We start from the raw sequence: 19917 nt of genomic DNA on the forward strand, positions 1-19917 counted from the left end.
GGGAATGACGGCTTCGAATCAACAAAGGAATCGCGCTCGTCGATCATCCCGCGATTCGGAACAACGTCGTTCCCGCGAAGGCGGGAACCCAAGCCCGCCGAGCAGCCACGCCCCTTTCAGCAAGCCGCGTGGTTGACCGTCACCACATGAATCGCCAGCCCGCCGAGCGAGGTCTCCTTGTACTTGACCTGCATGTCCGCCCCGGTTTGACGCATGGTCTCGATCGCGCTGTCCAGGCTCACGAAGTGGGTGCCGTCGCCCTTCAGCGCCAGCGAGGCGGCGGTGAGCGCCTTGATCGCGCCCATGCCGTTGCGTTCGATGCACGGGATCTGCACCAGGCCGCCGATCGGGTCGCAGGTCATGCCCAGGTGGTGCTCGATGCCGATCTCGGCCGCGTTTTCGATCTGCTCATTGCTGCCGCCGAGCGCCGCCACCAGGCCGGCCGCCGCCATCGCGCAGGCCACACCCACTTCGCCCTGGCAGCCGACTTCGGCGCCCGAGATCGAGGCGTTCTTCTTGCACAGCATGCCGATCGCAGCGGAGGTCAGCAAAAAATCGCGCACGCCGCGCTGCGGATCGATCGGCCGGCAATCCTCGGCGTAGTAGCGCAGCACCGCCGGGATGATGCCGGCCGCGCCATTGGTTGGCGCAGTGACGACCCGGCCGCCGGCCGCATTTTCTTCGTTGACGGCCATCGCGTACAGGGTCACCTGCTGCACCGCGTCATGCGGCAAGGCGTTCAGCGGTTGCTGTTGCGCTTGCTGTGCCTGCTTCCACAGGCCGGCGGCGCGGCGCCGCACGTCCAGGCCGCCCGGCAGGCGGCCCTCGGTCACCAGGCCGTGGCCGATACACTCGCGCATCACGCGCCAGATATTGTCCAGGCCGGCGTCCAGCTCTTCGTTGCCCATGCGCGTGCACTCGTTGGCGCGCAGCATGTGCGGGATGGAGAGGCTATGACGGCGGCCATGCTCGAGCAGCTGAGCCATCGTGTCGAACGGGTACGGCACCGGCGCCGCAGCGGTATCGGCGGCGCGCGCCTGGCTCTCTCCGGCCGCGGTGATGAAGCCGCCGCCGACCGAATAATAAATGCGCTCGATGATGCTGCCGTCCTGCAGCTGCAGCACGAAGCGCATGCCGTTCGGGTGTTCCGGCAAGGTCGAGGCCTTGTGCCAGACCAGGTGCGTTTTCGTGCTGAACGGCACGGGTTTCGTGCCCAGCAGGTGCAACACGCCGTCGAGCTCCACTTCGGCCAGCTTGTCCTCGACTGCGATCGGGTCGACGCCCTGCGGGGTTTCGCCCATCAGGCCGAGGATCACGGCCTTGTCGGTCGCGTGGCCGACGCCGGTCAGCGCCAGCGAGCCATACAGGTGGGCTTCGACGCCGACCGCCTGTTCCAGCATTCCGCTCTCTAGCAGGAAGCGGCGCGCGGCCACCATCGGGCCCACGGTGTGGGAACTCGACGGGCCAATGCCGATCTTGAACAAATCGAAAACGCTCATGTCCATGCTTGTCTCACTTTTCGGTTCTTATAATGATTGCGGCCTGGCGCATCAAGGCGGCAGGCCGTTGGATGTGGATCCTGGAGCAGCGGTGCTCAGGCCGCGACGCCCAGTCCGACATCGATATTCTTCAGCATCGAATCGACCATCTCGTCGACCTTGACGCGCGATTTCCAGCCCCAGTCGGCGCTGGCGCGGCTGTCGTCCAGGCTCTTCGGCCAGGAGTCGGCGATCTGCTGGCGGCTGTCCGGCTTGTAGTCGATGCAAAAAGCCGGCAGCGCCTTCGAGATCGCCGCGGCCAGTTCGCGCGGGTTGAACGACACACCGGCCACGTTGTACGACGAACGGATGACGACCTGTTCGCTTGGGGCTTCCATCAATTCGATGGTGGCGCGGATCGCGTCCGGCATGTAGATCATCGGCAGGGTCGTTTCCGGCCCCAGGAAGCACTCATAGGTCTCGCCGCGCAGGGCCGCGTGGAAGATCGCGATGGCGTAGTCGGTGGTGCCGCCGCCCGGAGGCGATTTATACGAGATGATGCCCGGATAGCGGATGCTGCGCACGTCGACGCCATATTTGCTGTGATAGTACTCGCACAGGCGCTCGCCGGCCAGCTTGCTGATGCCATAGATCGTGGTCGGGTCCATGATCGTGAACTGCGGCGTGTTCTCGCTCGGGGTGGTCGGGCCGAAGGCGGCGATCGACGACGGCCAGAACACCTTCAACGGCTTGCCCGCTTCGCCACGCTCGCGCGCGATCTCGAGGATGTTCAGCAGGCCGTCCATGTTCAGGCTCCAGGCCTTGAGCGGCGCCTTTTCGCCGGTGGCCGACAGCATGGCGGCCAGCTGGTAGACCTGGGTGATGCCTTCATCCGCCACCAGGCGCGCGAGGCTGTCCTTGTCCAGCACATTGAGCACGGTATAGCGTGCGGCGCCGTACAGGTTCTTGTCGCCGATGTCCGAGGCGATCACGTTCTGCGCGCCGTGCTTGTCGGCCAATGCGCTGACCAGTTCACTGCCGATCTGGCCATTGGCGCCGATGATGAGGATGCGTTCCATGCTGTCGATTCCTTGCTTCTATGTATATTAGTTCTTGATGATGCCCAGCTCTTTGCCGGCTTGTTCGAAGGCCTTGAGCACGGTGTCGAGCTGCTCGCGAGTGTGGGCGCTTGAGATCTGCACGCGCACGCGCGCCTGGCCCATCGGCACCACTGGATAGAAGAAGCCCGACAGCAGCACGCCCAGGTCGAACATGCGCGCCGCGAATTTCTGCGCGACCGGCGCTTCGAACAGCATCACCGGCACCACCGGGTGGGTGCCTGGCTTGATGGTGAATCCGATGCGCTCGATCTCCTTGCGGAAGTAGGCGGTGTTCTCGTGCAGGCGGTCGCGCAGCTCGGTCGACTTGGAGATACGCTCCAGCACCGCCAGCGAGGCGCCGGCGATCATCGGCGCCAGCGTGTTCGAGAACAGGTAAGGACGCGACTTCTGGCGCAGGGTTTCGATCACTTCTTTTTTTCCTGACGTGAAACCGCCCATCGCACCGCCCAGGGCCTTGCCCAGTGTGCCGGTGATGATGTCGATCTTGCCGATCACGCCGCAATGCTCGTGGGTGCCGCGACCGGTCGCGCCCATGAAGCCGGAAGCGTGCGATTCGTCGATCATGGTCAGGGCGCCATACTTCTCGGCCAGCGCGACGATCTTGTCCAGCTGGGCGATGGTGCCGTCCATCGAGAACACGCCGTCGGTGACGATGATCTTGTGGCGCTTGCCAGCTTCGGTAGCGGCGATCAGCTGCTTCTCGAGGTCGGCCATGTCGTTGTTGGCATAGCGGTAGCGCGCCGCCTTGCACAGGCGCACGCCGTCGATGATAGAGGCGTGGTTCAGGGCGTCCGAGATGATGGCGTCGTTCTCGTCGAACAGCGGCTCGAACACGCCGCCGTTGGCGTCGAAGGCGGCCGCGTACAGGATGGTGTCTTCGGTGCCCAGGAAGCTCGACAGCGCGCTTTCGAGTTCCTTGTGCACGGTCTGGGTGCCGCAGATGAAGCGCACCGAAGATAAGCCATAACCGTATTTCTCGAGGGCGGCGGCGGCGGCTTTCTGGGTCTCGACGTCGCCCGACAGGCCCAGGTAGTTATTGGCGCACATATTGATCAGGGTACGGCCATCCTGCGCCACCACTTCGGCGCCCTGGCGCGATGCCAGCACGCGCTCGGGCTTGAACAGGCCCTCGTCCTTCAAGGTCGCGAGTTTTTGCTGCAGGCTGCTGTAGAAAGCTTGATCGCTCATGGTGTTCCCCTGTTCCCAGTTCGTTTGACGTGACCGGCGGCTTGACCGGCGGTCGGCGGATGTTGTACCGTTGGCTAGTTCGATGTAGAGAACAAGTTCGCTATCTCGAACAGAAATTCAATATATCGAATATTACGCCCAGCCAATGAACTTGGCAAGCGACTCGACATATACTTATAAATAATTTGAATTAGGCAATACGCAGACAGGCACGCAACGGAAAATGAGTACCACTCTAACAAACAATGCCCCACCAGAAGTTGGCGCCACACTACAACGCCTGCGGCTGGCGCGTGGCCTGACGCTGGAAGACCTGTCGCGTATCGCCGGGGTGTCGAAATCGATGCTGTCCCAGATCGAGCGCGAGAAGGCCAATCCCACCATCGCCATCACCTGGCGCCTGGCCAATGCCTTGGGTGTGCAGATCGGCGAACTGCTGTCATCCGAGGTGCGTACGGCGGAATTGATCCGGGTGGTCGATGCCCACGAGATCCCCACCCTGCCCGGCGCCCATGCCGGCTACTCCCTGCGCATCCTGGGGCCGATGGACCTGGCCGGCAAGTATGAATGGTATGAGCTGACCCTGGCGCCTGGGGGAGAGCTGGCCTCGCAGGCCCACGACCCAGGGACCGGCGAGCACCTGACCGTGATTACCGGCGCGGTCGAGCTGGAGGTGGGGAACGAGAAGAGGAAGGTGAGGCACGGGGCGACGGCAAGGTATCCGGCCGATCAGAACCATGTGATTCGTAATACGGGCAAGACCGAGGCGAAAGCCGTATTGGTGGTGGTCCACCGGTAGGTCGACAAGGCAAGCACAGAAAACAACGGCCGCCGGGTTGCCCTGGTGGCCGTTGTTTCATTCGTCCGGCGTAGCGCCGGACGACCGTCAATGCCTAGTGTGAGCCGCCAACCGTCTTGGCAGCATCTTCCATATGCAGTTCGCGCGACAGGAAGCCCCAGCGATCGGCGACTTCCTCGATCTGCTTGCCGGTCGGTTTGCCGGCGCCATGGCCCGCCTTGGTATCGATGCGAATCAGGATCGGCGCGCCGCCGGCCTGCGCGGCCTGGGCCGCGGCGGCGTACTTGAAGCTATGCGCCGGCACCACGCGGTCGTCGTGGTCGGCCGTGGTGACCATGGTGGCTGGATAGCAGGTGCCCGCCTTCAGGTTGTGCAGCGGCGAGTACTTGACCAGGGCCTTGAACTCGTCAGGATTTTCCGACGAGCCGTAGTCCGAAGTCCAGGCCCAGCCGATGGTGAACTTGTGGAAGCGCAGCATGTCCATGACGCCCACGCTCGGAATCGCCGCCGCGAACAGGTCCGGACGCTGGGTGGTGGCCGCGCCGACCAGCAGGCCGCCATTGCTGCCGCCGCCAATCGCCAGTTTCTTCGGCGAAGTGACCTTGTTCTCGACCAGCCATTCGGCTGCCCCGATGAAGTCGTCGAACACGTTCTGCTTTTGCAGCTTGGTGCCGGCCTGGTGCCAGGCTTCGCCGTATTCGCCACCGCCGCGCAGGTTCGCCAGCACATAGACGCCGCCCATTTCCATCCAGGCCAGGTTGGCCGGCGAGAAGCTCGGGGTCAGCGAGATATTGAAACCGCCATAACCGTACAGATAGGTCGGGTTCGAGCCATCGAGCTTGATGCCTTTCTTGGACACGATAAACATCGGCACCTTGGTGCCGTCGCGGCTCGTGTAGAACTGCTGGCGGGTTTCATAGTCGGCCGGATTGAAGGCGACCTTCGGCTGGCGGAACACGGTGCTCTCGCCATTCTTGAGGTTCAGGCGGTAGATCGTGGTCGGATTGGTAAAGCTGGTAAACGAATAAAAGGTCTCGGTGTCGTTGCGCTTGCCCGACAGGCCGCCGACGGTGCCGATGCCCGGCAGCGCGATCTCGCGCACCGGCTTGCCTTCAAGCGACACCACACGCACGACGCTCTTCGCATCCTTCAGGTATTCGAGCACCAACTGGTTGTTGACGATGTCGGCGCCGGTAAGGGTATCGGCGCTCTCGGCGACGATCTCTTTCCAGTTGTTTTCCGCAGGCTTGCTCACGTCGATGGCCACGATGCGTTTTTTCGGCGCATTGCGGTCGGTGCTGAAATAGAACACGGTGCCGACGTTGTCGATGAAGTCGTATCCGGCGTCGAAGTTGTCGATCAGGTCGACCACCTTGGCATCGGGCTTGGACAGGTCCTTGTACGAGACGCGGTATTTCGGCGCGGTACCCTTGGTGGTGGTGACGATCAGGTAACGGCCGTCGTCGGTGGTCTGGCCGCCGAAGCCCCATTCTTTCTGGTCGGCGCGGTCGTACACCAGGGTGTCGGCGCTTTGCGGCGTGCCGATGCGGTGGAAGTACAGCTTCTGGAAGTAGTTGACGTCGGCCAGCTTGGTCGCTTCTTTCGGCTCGTCGTAGCGGCTGTAGAAGAAGCCCTTGCCATCCTTGGTCCAGGCGGTGCTCGAGAACTTGACCCACTTGATGTGGTCGGGCAAGTCCTTGCCGGTCTCGATGTCGCGCACCTTGATCTCGTTCCAGTCGGAACCCGACGCGGCGATGCTATAGGCCAGCAGCTTGCCGTCGGGGCTGACCTCGGCGCCGGCCAGGGCGATGGTGCCGTCGGCCGCCAGGGTGTTCGGGTCGAGCAGCATGCGCGGCTGGTCGTTCAGGTTCTTGAGCGTGTACAGCACGGCCTGGTTCTGCAAGCCATTATTGCGCGTGTAGAAGTAGCGACCGCCCTCCTTGCCCGGCACGCTGTAGCGCTCGTAATTCCAGAGCTGGGTGAGACGCTGGCGGATCGCTTCGCGCTGCGGGATCTGCGCCAGGTAGGCCTGGGTGACCTTGTTCTGGGCATCGACCCAGGATTTGGTCTCGGCGCTATTCGCGTCCTCGAGCCAGCGATAGGGGTCGGCCACCACGGTGCCATGGTAGTTGTCGGTCTGGTCGACTTTCTTCGACACGGGATAGGTCAGCGAAGGGCCGGCTGGCGAGCAGCTCTGCCCCATCGCTGGCGCGGCGAAAGCAGCGGCCAGGACGGCGGCGAGCGTGGCGAGTCTCATGTGCATATTCTTCTCGGGCTGTTGAATGATGGTGTGGGCTTGTGGCCGCAGGGCATCATAGCGCGAAATGACATGCTTGAGTATGGCGCGGCCGCCCGGTTCGCCACCGAGGGCTCGACCCGTATTGACGCACCATATGACACGCACGCAGCGATGCGGCGAATGCAAGTCGACACCCGGCGCAACACCAGCGCAAGACGCCGCGATGCAAGCGCTGGCTCATGCGCCGGTACGCCCGAGCAGCCGGCGTGGAACGGCCCTGGACGCCAGCCAGCGCTCCACCAGGGTCCGCGCCAGGCTCCGTTCGGCCGGGCTCAGCAGAGCGGTATAGTCGTTGGCCGCCGTGCTGGCGGCCAACGCGACGTCAGCCGGCGCCGCCTTGTCGAGACCGCGCCCCTGGCGCGCCAGCCACGCCCACATGCAGGCGCGCACCGGATTCTTCGCGACGCCGCGGCCGGTCGCGTACAGCCCACCGAGGTTGTGCTGGGCAGGCGCATGGTGTTGGCGGGCCGCGAGACGATACCAGTGGGCGGCCAGGATGTCGTCGCGCGGCACGCCTTCGCCGCAGGCATACATGGCGCCGAGGTTGTTCTGGGCGCTGGCGTCGCCCTGCTGGGCGGCGCGCCGGTACCAGACGGCGGCCTGGGCCGGGTCGCGTGGCACGCCCTGGCCCTTGGCATAGAGCAGGCCCAGCGCGAACTGGGCATTGGCGGCGCCGGCCTCGGCGGCCTGCAGGTAGAACTCGAGGGCGCGCGCCGGATCGCGCTGCACGCCGCAACCGCCGGCCAGCATGCGCGCCACCCGGTACTGGGCCTGCACGTGGCCATGGGCAGCGGCCTGCATATAGCAGCGCAGCGCGCGTGCGCTGTCGCGCGCCATGCCGCCGCCGGACAGCAGGTCGCCCAGTACGTACAGCGCCTCGCGCTCGCCGCCTGCCGCCGCGCGTTCGAGCCACTGGATGCCCAGCGCCGGATCGGGGCCGGCGCCGCGGCCTTCGGCATAGGCCAGGCCGAGCTGGCGCTGGGCGATGGGGTCGCCCGCCCCGGCCGCGTGACGGAACCAGTACAGGGCCTGCCCGGGACTGGGCGCCACGCCCTGCCCGCGCGCATACATCTGCGCCAGCTGCACCTGCGCCGGCACGTGGCCCTGCATCGCGGCCTTGCGGAACCATGCCATCGCCAGCGGGTGGCTGACGTTGACGCCCAGGCCGTGCAGATAGCCCTGGGCGAGCTGGGTCTGGGCGCGCGCCATGCCTTGTTCGGCGGCGCGGTAGAACCAGCCGAGCGCCGCCTGGTGCGAGTGCGGCACGCCGCGGCCCTTGCGGTACAGGAGGCCGAGATTGTGCTGGGCCGAGCGGTCGCCCTGCTCCGCGGCGCACTGGAACCAATGGGCCGCACGCGCGTGGTCGCGGCACACGCCGCGGCCGTTGTAGTACATGGCGCCCAGGTGGTTCTGGGCATAGGCCAGCCGCTGCTGGGCGGCGCGCGCCATCCAGGCCGCCGCTTTCGCATCGTCGCGCTCGACGCCGTCGCCCCGCAGATACAGTTGGGCCAGGTTGAACTGGGCGTAGGGATTGCCGCTGCTGGCGGCGCGGTGGAACCACTCATAGGTGGCGGTGCCCTGTCGGGCGGCATCCTCGCTCATCGCAATCCTCTCGGCGGTCGCTGTTAGAGCCTGTCCCATCTGCTGGGATAGGCTCTTGATCCCGTTGTTAAAATTTTAAGGAGTGCGAGGGATTCGGGATTTGCGACCGCACAATCGGACGGTCAGCGGCGCGCGCGCCGCAACAGTTGCCTCAGGCCGGCGTGGCGGCGGCAGCCGCGGCGCGGCGTTCGCGCACGGTGGCCGCGTACTTGTCGAGGAAGGCGGGAATCTTGGCGGCCGCGACCTTGTTGATCGAGACCAGCAGCGCCGGCTCGACCTGCTCGATGCCGCAGGTGCGGCCGAGGTGGCGCGCGGCGTGCAGCAGGACGTCGGCGGCCACCTGGGCGTCAGCCTCGGCCCGGTGGGCGGTGCCGCGAAATTCGATGCCGAGCTGGTTCGAGAGCAGGCCCAGCTTGTAGCTGGCCAGGCCCGGGAACAGGCGGCGCGACAGCTTCAGCGAACATACCAGCCCGGTGTGCGAGGTGGTGCGGCCCAGGCGCGCGCCTTCGGCCTTGAGGAACTTCTCGTCGAAACTGGCGTTGTGGGCAGACAGCACGTCGCCGCCGATGAAGTCCAGCAGTTCGGGCACCACCTGGTGCGCCGGCGGCGCGCCGTCGACCATCGCTTGCGTGATCCCGGTCAGCTGGGTGATGAAGCTTGGCACCCGCACGCCGCAATTCACCAGCGAGACGTAGCGCTCGGTCACTACGCCGCCGACGATGCGCAGCGCCGCCACTTCGGTGATACGGTCGCCCATCTCGGGCGACAGGCCGGTGGTCTCGAAGTCGAGCATCACCAGCGGCCGATCATAAACACTCATTGCGCTTTCCTATTCTGTACCACCACTGTCAACCGAACCTGCGCAGAGCGTCCAGCGCCAGGCCGGTGCCGATGCTGCCGAACAAGTCGCCCTCCACGCGGCGCGCACCCGGCACCATGGCGCCGATGCGCTCGCGCAGCAGGCCGACGCCGCTCGAGCCACCCGTGAAGAATACCGTATCCACGTCTTCCGGCTTCACGCCGGCATCCGCGAATAGTTTACTCACCGTGGCCGCCACCTGGTCGACCAGGCCGGCGATGGCCGCCTCGAACTGGGCGCGGGCGACATCGAGCGTCTCGGGCGGCAACAGGCGATCGAGCTGCAGGCGCACCATGTCGGCGTCGGACAGCGCGATCTTGGCGCCCTCCACCTGGATCGCCAGCCAATGGCCGGCGCGCTCGTCGATCAGGTTCTGCAAACGGGCGATCTTAGCCGGTTCGCTCGCATCGCGCGCCAGGTCGGCCAGCTGCGTCACGCTCTTGCGCGTATAGGCCTGGTTGATCGTGTGCCAGGTCGCCAGGTTGAAGTAATAGCTGGACGGGATCGCCGCGCCCGAGCGCAGGCTGCTGCCGTAGCCGAGCAGGGGCATCACGCTGGCCAGGCTCAGGTACTTGTCGAAATCGGTGCCGCCGATGTGGACGCCGCCGTTGGCCAGGATGTCGTCGCGCCGGTCGCTGCGGCCGGCGCGCTGCGGGCCGAGGCGCAGCAGCGAGAAGTCCGAGGTGCCGCCGCCGATGTCGGCGATCAGGACCAGTTCCTCGCGGTCGATCCGCGCTTCGTAGTCGAAGGCAGCGGCGATCGGCTCGTACTGGAAGCCGATCTCCCTGAACCCGACCGCACTGGCCACGTCGCGCAGCGTGTCTTCGGCCAGCTGGTCGGCCTGCGGGTCGTCGTCGATGAAGAAGACCGGACGGCCGAACACCGCGCGCTCGAACGGCACGCCGGCCTCGCTCTCGGCGCGGCGCTTGACCTCACCGATGAACTGCGACAGCAGCGCGCGGAACGGTAGCGCGCGGCCGGCGACCTCGGTCTGGCCGTCGATCAGGCTGGTGCCGAGCAGGCTCTTGAGCGAGCGCATGAGGCGGCCCTCGTAACCTTCGAGGTATTCGGCCAGCGCCGCGCGGCCATAGCTGACCCGTTCGTCGTCGGCATTGAAGAACACCACCGACGGCAGGGTCGGCTTGCCCTCCTCGAGCGTCAGGAGCGCCGTGGGGGCGGAGTGGGTCGTGCCTGGGCGGAGCCAGCCGACAGTGGAGTTGGACGTGCCGAAGTCAACGCCGCAAGCGTACGCCATAGGAACCTTTATATTGAAGGGGCGGTATGTTACCAGATTTGGAATCCCCTGTAAGCGGCCTCTTACAACCACACGGCGGCGCTACCGATATGGCTCAGGCCGTTGCTTTTGCATAATATCTGCTGGTCGCACACAAAGCTGCGCGACCGGTCAACATAACAATAATGCAAAAGGATTGGACGAGATGAGCAAGCCCCAACAAGCTGGCGCCGTCGTGGTACACGGTGGCGCCGGCGCGTCGCGCGCGAACGAAGATGGCTGCGTTCTCGCCGCGCGCCGCGCATTGGCGCAGCTGGAAGTCAATGGCGACGCGCTCGACGCCGCCGTCGGCGCAGTAAGCACCCTCGAAGACGATGGCCGCTTCAACGCCGGCAGCGGTTCGGTGCTGGGCCTCGACGGCGCCACCGTCGAAATGGATGCCTCGATCATGGATACCCGCGGCCGCCTCGGCGCGATCGCCTGCGTGCAATCGGTGAAGAACCCGGTGCGGCTGGCGCGCGCGGTGGCCGACACGCCGCACTGGATGCTGGCCGGCGACGGCGCCGCGCGCTTCGCGCGTGCGATCGGCATGCCCGAGAGCGCCCCGGTGTCGGAGCGCCAGCGCGCCGAACACCGCAAGATCATGACCCAGCTGGCCGGCTCGGTGCCGGCCATGCCGGGCCTGAACAGCCGCCTGTTCGACCGCTTCTGGAACTACAACACCCCATTGAACCTGCCCGAAGGCGTGGCCTGCGACACCGTGGGCGCCGTGGTGCGCGGCCCCGACGGCCACTTCGCGGTCGCCTGCTCCACCGGCGGCTCGGCGCCGGCGCTGCTCGGGCGCGTCGGCGACACCCCGATCATCGGCAGCGGTTTCTTTGCCGGTCCCGCTGGCGCGGTGGCGGCCAGCGGCATCGGCGAACAGATCGTGCGCCACCTGCTCGCGCGCACGGTCTACGGTTGGATCGAAGACGGCATGCCGCTCGAACAGGCCCTGCAACGCGGGGTCGACCTGTTCGCGCCGGAGATCAAGGTCGGGTTGATCGCCGTCAGCCGTCTCGAAGCCGGCGCCTGCAGCAATGGCGAGATGCCTTACTCGAAGATGGTGCAACGATGAGCGAACAACGCACGCAAAAGAACGGCCATCTGGTCATCATCGGCGGCGGCGAAGACCGCAAGCGCGATATGGAAATCCTGTCGCGCTTCGTCGAGCTGGCCGGCGGCGCGGACGCGCGCATCGTGGTGATCACGGCGGCCAGCCAGATCGCCGACGAGATGTGGCAAATCTATGACGGCGTGTTCGGCACGCTGGGCGTCAGGGAACGCGCGCACCTCGAGATCACCAGCCGCGAAGACGCCAACAGCGAAGACTTCGTGCGCAAGGTGGCCGAGGCCGACGGCATCTTCATGACCGGCGGCGACCAGAAGCGCCTGCTGGCCCTGATCGGCGGCACCGCCATGGACGCCGAGATGCACACCGCCCTCAAGGTGCGCGGCGCCACGATCGGCGGCACCAGCGCCGGAGCCTCGGCCATGTCGGGCCACATGCTGGCGCAAGGCCGCGTGGACCTGCTGCCCGAGAAAGGCTCGGTGAGCCTCGGCGCCGGTCTCGGATTCCTGCACCGCGTGGTGGTCGATCAGCACTTCTCGGAACGCCAGCGCCTGTCGCGCCTGTTGTCGGTGGTGGCCCAGAACCCGTATCTGCAGGGGATCGGCATCGACGAGGACACGGCGCTGATCATCGAGCGCGGGGTCGGCATCGAGGTGCTGGGCGAAGGCGCGGTGACCGTGGTCGACGGCCGTTCGATGAGCACCAATGTGGCCGAGATCAAGGACCGCGCCACGCCGGAGCTGATCGATGTGCGCCTGCACCTGCTGCCTGCCGGGAGCAAATATTCACTGCCTGTTGGAGATGAGCAGACCGGGAAGCGCGTGCCGCCCCAGTTGCTGGACTTCCTGGAAAACGTCACAAAACGGACCACACTGTCATGAGAATCAAGGAAAAACGCCTGCTGCGCGGGCCCAATCTGTACGCTGACAATCCCTGCCTGATGGCGCTCGTCGACAACGTCGGCGCCAAGGGCCGCGGCTTTTCGGCGCGCCTGCTCGATCTGTTGCCGGCGCTGCCGGCCGAGGCTGCGGTGCGCCTGGCCGACGACGCGCTGCTGGTCGACGCGCTCGAGCCGGTCGTCATGGAGCTGCAGCGCCTGGCCGGCGTCCCGGGTGAACACAGCGCCACCCGACCGGTGCTGGGGCAGCCCGAGCGCCGCCGCGTGGTGTGTGGCTACACCATCGAACAAGTGGCCGAGGAAGCGCTGCGCACCGCGATCGCCCTGCTCGAGGCGCTGGCGCTCGACCAGGCCTTCGACCTCGTTGCGGCCATTGCCGAATTGCGCGACGTCGCCGAGCACCATGCGATCGGCACCAGCACCGGCGCCGTCGTCAACGCCGCCCTGCGGCGCGGCATCCCGGCCCTGCGCCTGCTTGACTCGGCCAACCTGTTCCAGCTGGGCTGGGGCAGCCGCCAGAAACGGCTGCAGGCGACGATCACGGGCGCCACCAATTCGATCGCGGTGGGCATCGCCAGCGACAAGCAGCTGACCAAGGCCTTGCTCGACGGGGCCGGCGTGCCGGTGCCGGAAGGCGACGTCGTCACCACGGTGGAAGCGGCCCAGCGCATCGCGCGCCGCCTCGGCCGGCCGGTGGCGATCAAGCCGCTGGACGCCAACCAGGGCAAGGGCGTGACCGTCGACTGCGTGGGCCCTGAAGCCGTGGCGCGCGCTTTCGAGTTCGCGCGCAAGCATGGCCGGCGCGTGATCGTCGAGGAATACCTGCGCGGCCGCGACTACCGCGTGCTGGTCACGGGCGGCAAGATCGCCGCCGCCTCGTGGCGCCGTCCGCCGCACGTGACGGGCGACGGCAAGTCGACCATTCGCGCGCTGGTGGAGACCGAAAACCGCAATCCGGCGCGCGGCGAGGGTCATACCAACATCCTCACTAAAATTGCGCTCGACGCCCTGGCCGCCGAGACGCTGGCCCGGCAGGGATATGACCTCGACACGGTGCTGGCCGACGGCGTGAGCGCCGACCTGCGCGGCAACGCCAACCTGTCGACCGGCGGCACCGCCGAAGACGTGACCGACCTGCTGCCCGACGAGACCCGCGACATCTGCATCCGCGCCGCGCGCACCATCGGCCTGGACGTGGCCGGCATCGACATCATCTGCGAAGACATCGCGCAGCCGCTGCGCGCGCAGCGCGGCGGCATCATCGAAGTCAACGCGGCGCCGGGCATCCGCATGCACCAGTACCCGAGCCGCGGCACGCCGCGCGACGCGGGCGACGCCATCGTCGAGGCGCTGTTCGGCGGCTGCAATGGACGCATCCCGGTGGTGGCGGTCACCGGCACCAACGGCAAGACCACCACCAGTCTCTTGATCGAGCACACCGTGCGCATGGCCGGCCTGCGCACCGGCGTGACCACCACCAGCGGCGTCTACCTGAACGGCCAGCTGGCCTATGAAGGCGACTGCACCGGCTACCATTCGGCGCGCAGCGTGCTGGGCGCGCCGGACGTCGACTTCGCGGTGCTGGAGACGGCGCGCGGCGGCATCCTCAAACGCGGCCTGGCCTATGACCGTTGCGACGTGTCGGTGGTGCTGAACGTCTCGGCCGACCACCTGGGGCTGGACGGCATCGACACCATCGACGACCTGGCCAAAGTGAAGGCGGTGGTGGCCAAGCGCGCCTCGCGCGCGGTGGTGCTCAATGCCGAAGACACGTACTGCGTGCAGATGGGGGCCGAGCTGGCCGACGGCGTGGAGATCATCTATTTCGCGCTGGACGCCGAGGATCCGGTGCTGCTGCGCCACGTAGAGCATGGCGGGCGCGGGGTCTACCTGCAGGATTCGACGATCGTGATCGCGAGCGGCCTGCGCCACGAAGCGCTGATGGACGTGCACGAGATGCCGTCCTCGCTGGGCGGCCGCGCGCGCTACAACATCGCCAACGCGATGGCGGCGGCCGCCGCACTGACCGCCTGCGGCTTCGCCAACCACGAGATCGCGGACGGCCTGCGCGGCTTCGTCTCGGACAGCAAGCACAATCCACTGCGTTCGAACCTGTTCGACGTGGACGGCGTGACGGTGGTGGTCGACTACGCCCACAACTGCGCGGCCTACGCCGCCCTGGCCGAGATGGCGCGCTCGATGACCCCGGGCCGCCTGATCGGGGTCATCGCCGCTCCGGGCGACCGCCGCGACGCCGACCTGGTCGACATCGGCCGCACCTGCGCCGCGGGCTTCGACGAACTGGTGATCTACGAATCCGAAAACCGCGGCCGCCCCGCCGGCGAAACCGCCACCCTGCTGGCGCGCGGCGCCCGCCTGGGCAAGATCGACGCCGAGCAACTGCAGGTGGAGCTGGAGGTCCACCGCGCGATCCGCCTGGGCCTGTCGATCTGCCGTCCCGGCGACGTGCTGGTCTTCGGCTGTGGCTCCTCGATCTCCGAACTGACCGAAGCCCTCCGCCCCACCCGCCCCGACCTCGCCCGCCGCATCGACGCCACCACCATCTAACCCAACGGCCCTCCCGGGCCGTTTCCTCCCCCCTCCCAATTAGGGTCCAATTAGGGTCAGAGTCGAATTGTTTGACAACTTTTGCTGATGAGCCGTTAAATCGACTCTGACCCTAGTTATCTGGGGAGCAATTGGCCAGTAATTCGACTCCGACCCTATTTACTTGAACCGCAAATTTGGGCAATTGCTCAATAATTCGACTCTGACCCTAATTAATTCTGGGCCGTGATTTTGCCCTGGATTATCGGATGCTGGGAAAACATGAGGGGCGAGTAAGCGCATTCCGAGCCAACTGCCGTTTTGGCGCGAAAAATGAACGCTGGGGAAGGAAAATTAATGAGGGTCAGAGTCGAATTGTTTGACAAGTTTTACGGCTGAGCCGTTAATTCGACTCTGACCCTAACTGTCCGCCAAGCAATTTGCCAATAATTTGACTCTGACCCTCATTAATTAAAGGGCGAATTTGGAAAATTGCCCAATAATTTTACTCTGACCCTCATTGGAGGGGCGGGCGGTTAGGTGGTTTGGGCGGCGATCAGGTCGGCGCTTTCGGGGTCGGTGGCGCGGATGGCGTCGACGAAGACCTGGAGGGACGAGCCGCAGGCGAAGACCAGGACGTCGCCCGGCTCGCACAGGCTCAGGCCCAGGCGGATGGCGTTGCCGACTTCCAATTCGCGGTGCAGGGTGTCGGTCAGGCCGACGGCTTCTTCAGCGCCACTCAGGATCAGGTCGACCGCCTCGCCGACGGCGCGGCCGCGGCTTTGGGATTCGTAGACCACCAGCTCGTCGAAGCGGGCGCCGCATACTTTGCCGACTTCGCGCAGGTCGCGGTCGCGGCGGTCGCCCGGGGCAGTCACGATGCCGACCAGCTGGCCCGGGAGCATGCCGCGCGCCATGTCGGCCATGGCGGCGTAGGCGGCTGGATTGTGGGCGTAGTCGACGATCACGGTCACGCCGCGCACGTCGAACATATTCGTGCGCAGCGGGTTGGTGCGGCCGTTCGACACAAACGTGGACAGGCCGGCGGCGATCTGCAGGTGGCTGAAGTCGGATGCCATCAGCGCGGCCGCGGCGGCCAGCGCATTGGCGATGTTGAAGCGGGCCAGGCCGCCGAAGGCCACCGGCATGCTTTCGACCTTGATCACCGCCTGCTGGATATGGCCGTCGGCGATCACCACGGCGCCATCTTGCAGGTAGGCGCCACGGCCGCCGTCTTCCAGGTGCTTGAGCAGCACCGGGTTCTCGGCGTCCATCGAGAAGAACAATACTTCGGCGCCGGGTTTCACGCGGCGCGCCATCTGCACGCACAGCGCGTCTTCGGCGTTGAGCACCACCGCCTTCGAGGCCGATTGCGCCACCACCGCCTTCACCTGCGCCAGGTCCTCGACCGTGTCGACGCCGTCCAGGCCCAGGTGGTCGGCCGCGATATTCAGCACCACCGCCACGTCGCAGCGGTCGTACGCCAGGCCGCGCTTGAGGATGCCGCCACGCGCCGTCTCCAGCACCGCGATCTCCACTTCCGGCGCATGCAGCACCGTGCGCGCCGACCAGTAGCCGGTGCAGTCGCCCTTCACCACCTGCTTGCCGTCGATGAAGACGCCTTCGGTGGTGGTCACGCCGGTCACCCGGCCGGCCATGCGCGCCGCGTGCGCGACCAGCAAGGTGGTGGTGGTCTTGCCGTTGGTGCCGGTCAGCGCGATCACGGGAATGCGCCCGCTCGATGCGCCCATCAGGCCATCGACGATCGCCTCGCCGGCGTCGCGCGCTTCTCCCGCGCTCGGATACTGGTGCATGCGGATGCCAGGCGCCGCATTGACTTCGATGACCGCGCCGCGCTGGGCCGCCAGCGGCTGGCCGATGTCCTCGCACACGATGTCGATGCCGGCCACGTCCAGGCCGATCTTGGCGGCTGCGCGCACGCACAACAGGCGCGTCGAATCAGGCAGAAGATCGGTCACGTCTTCGGCGGTGCCGCCGGTCGACAGGTTGGCGTTGCCGCGCAACTCGGCCACCACCCCGCTTGGGGGCACGCTGTCGAACTCGAAGCCCTGGCGCGACAGCATGTCGGCCGCATGGTCGTCGAGGGAGATCCGGGTCAGGATCGTCGCATGGCCGGCGCCGCGCGCCGGATCGGCGTTCTCGATCTCGACCAGCTCGCGGATGGTCTTGTCGCCGTCACCCACCACATGCGCCGGACGGCGGCGCGAGGCCGCGGCCACGCGCCCGCCGGCGACCAGCACGCGGTAATCGCAGCCCGAGACATGGCGTTCGACGATGACGCGGCGACCGTACTGGCGCGCGAACTCGAAAGCGCGTGCGACGTCGTCCGGCGTGGTGCAATCGACCGTCACACCCTTGCCCTGGTTGCCGTCCAGCGGTTTCAGGGTCACCGGCCCGTTCAAGCGGCGCGCCACGCGCTGGGCCGACTCCACGGTGGTGACCACGTCGCCCTCCGGCACCGGCACGCCGGCCTCTTTCAGCAAGGCCTTGGTCAGCTGCTTGTCGCTGGCGATCTTCACCGCGATGAAGCTGGTGTCGCCGGTGGTCGTGGCCTGCAGCCGCTTTTGCCTGACGCCCCAGCCAAGCAGGAACAGGTTGGCGTCGTCGGTGATGCGCTGCACCGGGATGCCGCGCTCTTGCGCCGCCGTGATGACCGCGGCGGTGCTGGTGCCGATCGCATAGCGCGCCGCGATCTCGCGCAGTTCTTCGAGGCGCGCAGCAAGTTCGAAGCCCGCGCCGCGAGCCAGCGCGCCGACCAGGTCGAGCGCCAGGTCGAAGGCCGGCTCGGCCAGCTTTTCGCAGCTGTAGGCGCACACGATGCGGAATTGGCCAGGATGGCCGTTCACCGGACGAGTACGGCCAAAGCTGGCCGGGGCGCCGGCCAGGGTTTGCAGTTCCAGCATCACGTGTTCGATCACGCGCCCCAGGTAGGTGCCTTCGCGCAGGCGCTGGGCGAAGCCGCCAGGCTGGCCGGCGGGCAGGCGCTCGCCGTGCAGCGACGGCAGCAGCTCGAGCAACGCATGGTTAAAGCCGGGCAGGTCCTTGGTGGACTTTCCATATAAATCCTTCAGGTCGACCACCGACAGCAGGCATGGCGAGTCGGCGTGGACATTCGGTCCGCGCAGGAAGCGTTGTTCGAGGATTTGCACGTGTGTTTCCCTTGTAATAATTGTTTTTTAAAGCTACGACCGGCGCACGCTCTCTATCGCGCACCGGCCGCTTGTCCCTGTGCAGGCGGTTCAGGCGTCGAACAGTTGCGTGTACATGCGGGTGGCCATCAGGCCCACCGCCGTATGGTGAATCTCGGGCGACAGCAGGCGGCCCAGCATCTGCATCGCCTCCTGCTTGCCGTTGGCCGCCGCCACTTGCTGCTCCAGCAGGCGCAGCTCGTTACTGGCATCGGCGTCGTCCAGATTGGCGTGGCGGCGGATCAGGCCGCGCACCGGATGCGCCATGCCGCTTTCCGCGCCCTGCCCCAGCTGGTCGAGGGTGCGCTGGCGCGCGCGCGCCGTGAGCACGCGCTGGGCGCTGGCCGGCTTGCCGTCGGCAGTGGAGGTGATCCAGTCGCGCAGCACCTGCAATTCATAGGCGTTGAACACGCCGAACATCTCGGCCCGCTCGCCTTCGACCAGGCGCCAGAAGCGGCTATGCTCGACGTCTTCGCCACGCTTGATCCAGCCCGCCCCTTCGAGCGCGGCCAGGAAGGCCGGGATCTGCGCCGGATCCGTCAACCAGTCGTTGACCGAACGGCCGGCAACGCGGCAGTAATCCGAGTGCATGTTCTTGCCCACGCCGCTCTTGGCGGCCAGGATGGCGACGAGTTCGGACTGCAGGTCGAATTCGCCGATCACCGAGGTCGTGCTTGCGCCCAGTTCGTTCAGGCGATAGCCGTCGACCACGCGCTGCCAGAAGGCGTCGCGGTCGCCGACCTTCGGCATCAGGTCGTGCACCGCCTGCACCGCCTTGCGCGCATGGCCGCTGGCGGCGTTATCGACCGTCACATGCAGGGTGAAGTAATACGGGTCGATGCCCAGTTCATTGAGTTCATAGGACGTGATCAGCAGGTGCAGCGGCAGCTGTTCGTAGCCCAGGTTGTAGCCGACGACTTCGGGCAGGAAGTGTTCGGCATGGTGGCCCAGCGCCAGCTGCAGCGCGCCTTGCAGGAAGTGGTCGTCGCCCAGGTCTTCCCAGCTTTCGCAGCCATGGGTGGCCAGCAGCTTGCGGTACAAGGTGACGTGGTTCTTGTCCGGCAGGCCGTCGCCCAGTTCCTCGAGATAGGTCTTGATCAGCGGATGGAAGGCGACGTCGTCCCACTGGCGCGTCAGGCCATACAGCCAGGCGCCGTCGACCAGCTTGGTCGGCGCCACGCCCTTGATGAAGTACAGCGCATGTGCGCGGCACGAAAAATAGCGGCGCGGCGCGCCGTTCTTGCGCGCGGCGAGATAGTCGCGGTACTGCTGGCCGACGATCTCGGTACGCTGTTCGATCCAGGCCTGCAGCTGGTCCAGGCGCGCCGGCAGGTCGGACGGCAGCTCGCGCGCGACCGCGATCTGCCCTGCCACGAAGTCCCTCGCCTGTTCGGGTTGCGCTGACGGATCGGCGTACAGCGAAAAATACAGGTCCTTCGCGCCTTCTGCGGTAGCAAAGGGCGCGGGCGCGACGCCAGGCGCGTCGGCTAACAACAATGGTGTCATGTCTCGCATCGTGAAGTGTCCTATGGACGATTACCGACATTATCCAAGCTGGACCATGTTGCGCAA

13 protein-coding genes are annotated in these 19917 nt (G+C 66.3%); 4 read left to right on the top strand and 9 right to left on the bottom strand.

Annotated features, from left to right (window positions below; genetic code table 11):
* Nucleotides 1-116 precede the first annotated feature (116 nt).
* From SOM61_RS12305 to SOM61_RS12315, 3 genes are all read right to left on the bottom strand, one after another.
* Nucleotides 117-1505: an L-serine ammonia-lyase gene (locus SOM61_RS12305; protein WP_320474362.1), complete on the bottom strand. Its 1389-nt coding sequence runs from the start codon at nt 1503-1505 to the stop codon at nt 117-119.
* Nucleotides 1506-1594: 89 nt separating this feature from the next.
* Nucleotides 1595-2557 (bottom strand): NAD-dependent epimerase/dehydratase family protein, encoded by a 963-nt coding sequence (locus SOM61_RS12310; protein ID WP_320474363.1) that lies wholly within the window; start codon nt 2555-2557, stop codon nt 1595-1597.
* 27 nt (nt 2558-2584) lie between these two features.
* Nucleotides 2585-3787: a glycine C-acetyltransferase gene (locus SOM61_RS12315; RefSeq protein ID WP_320474364.1), complete on the bottom strand. Its 1203-nt coding sequence runs from the start codon at nt 3785-3787 to the stop codon at nt 2585-2587.
* A 223-nt stretch (nt 3788-4010) separates the two neighbouring features.
* Here SOM61_RS12315 and SOM61_RS12320 point away from each other — a divergent pair, with 223 nt between their 5' ends.
* Complete coding sequence (locus SOM61_RS12320; protein ID WP_123072109.1) at nt 4011-4586, top strand: helix-turn-helix domain-containing protein; 576 nt, start codon at nt 4011-4013, stop codon at nt 4584-4586.
* A gap of 94 nt (nt 4587-4680) precedes the next feature.
* On the opposite strand, the gene SOM61_RS12325 is transcribed toward SOM61_RS12320, so the two are convergent.
* The 4 genes from SOM61_RS12325 to SOM61_RS12340 all read right to left on the bottom strand — a co-directional run bounded on the left by SOM61_RS12325 (nt 4681) and on the right by SOM61_RS12340 (nt 10601).
* Nucleotides 4681-6849, bottom strand: a complete 2169-nt coding sequence (locus SOM61_RS12325; protein WP_320474365.1) for a prolyl oligopeptidase family serine peptidase — start codon at nt 6847-6849, stop codon at nt 4681-4683.
* Nucleotides 6850-7062: 213 nt separating this feature from the next.
* Complete coding sequence (locus tag SOM61_RS12330) at nt 7063-8487, bottom strand: tetratricopeptide repeat protein (RefSeq protein ID WP_320474366.1); 1425 nt, start codon at nt 8485-8487, stop codon at nt 7063-7065.
* Nucleotides 8488-8638: 151 nt separating this feature from the next.
* A complete protein-coding gene (locus SOM61_RS12335; protein WP_320474367.1) occupies nt 8639-9307 on the bottom strand; it encodes a 3'-5' exonuclease in 669 nt (222 codons plus the stop codon).
* Nucleotides 9308-9335: 28 nt separating this feature from the next.
* Nucleotides 9336-10601: an Hsp70 family protein gene (locus SOM61_RS12340; protein WP_320474368.1), complete on the bottom strand. Its 1266-nt coding sequence runs from the start codon at nt 10599-10601 to the stop codon at nt 9336-9338.
* Between the two features lie 184 nt (nt 10602-10785).
* Here SOM61_RS12340 and SOM61_RS12345 point away from each other — a divergent pair, with 184 nt between their 5' ends.
* Genes SOM61_RS12345 through cphA (SOM61_RS12355) form a run of 3 tightly spaced genes read left to right on the top strand, consistent with a single transcriptional unit; the run spans nt 10786 to nt 15157 of the window.
* Entirely contained in the window at nt 10786-11697 is a 912-nt protein-coding gene (locus SOM61_RS12345) for an isoaspartyl peptidase/L-asparaginase (protein WP_320474369.1), read from the top strand.
* On the top strand, nt 11694-12572 hold the full coding sequence (locus SOM61_RS12350; RefSeq protein ID WP_320474370.1) for a cyanophycinase: 879 nt from the start codon (nt 11694-11696) through the stop codon (nt 12570-12572). Before SOM61_RS12345 ends, SOM61_RS12350 begins: the two co-directional genes overlap by 4 nt.
* Nucleotides 12569-15157, top strand: a complete 2589-nt coding sequence (gene cphA, locus SOM61_RS12355) for a cyanophycin synthetase (RefSeq protein ID WP_320474371.1) — start codon at nt 12569-12571, stop codon at nt 15155-15157. Before SOM61_RS12350 ends, cphA (SOM61_RS12355) begins: the two co-directional genes overlap by 4 nt.
* Before the next feature lie 515 nt (nt 15158-15672).
* Here the strand turns inward: cphA (SOM61_RS12355) and cphA (SOM61_RS12360) are convergent.
* Nucleotides 15673-18306 carry a cyanophycin synthetase gene (gene cphA / locus SOM61_RS12360; RefSeq protein ID WP_320474372.1) on the bottom strand — a complete coding sequence of 878 codons (2634 nt, stop codon included), beginning with the start codon at nt 18304-18306 and terminating at the stop codon, nt 15673-15675.
* A gap of 90 nt (nt 18307-18396) precedes the next feature.
* Nucleotides 18397-19860 (bottom strand): iron-containing redox enzyme family protein, encoded by a 1464-nt coding sequence (locus SOM61_RS12365; RefSeq protein WP_414674977.1) that lies wholly within the window; start codon nt 19858-19860, stop codon nt 18397-18399.
* Between the last annotated feature and the right edge of the window lie 57 nt (nt 19861-19917).

The organism is Massilia sp. CFBP9012 (assembly GCF_034045115.1).
Lineage (GTDB): Bacteria > Pseudomonadota > Gammaproteobacteria > Burkholderiales > Burkholderiaceae_D > Telluria.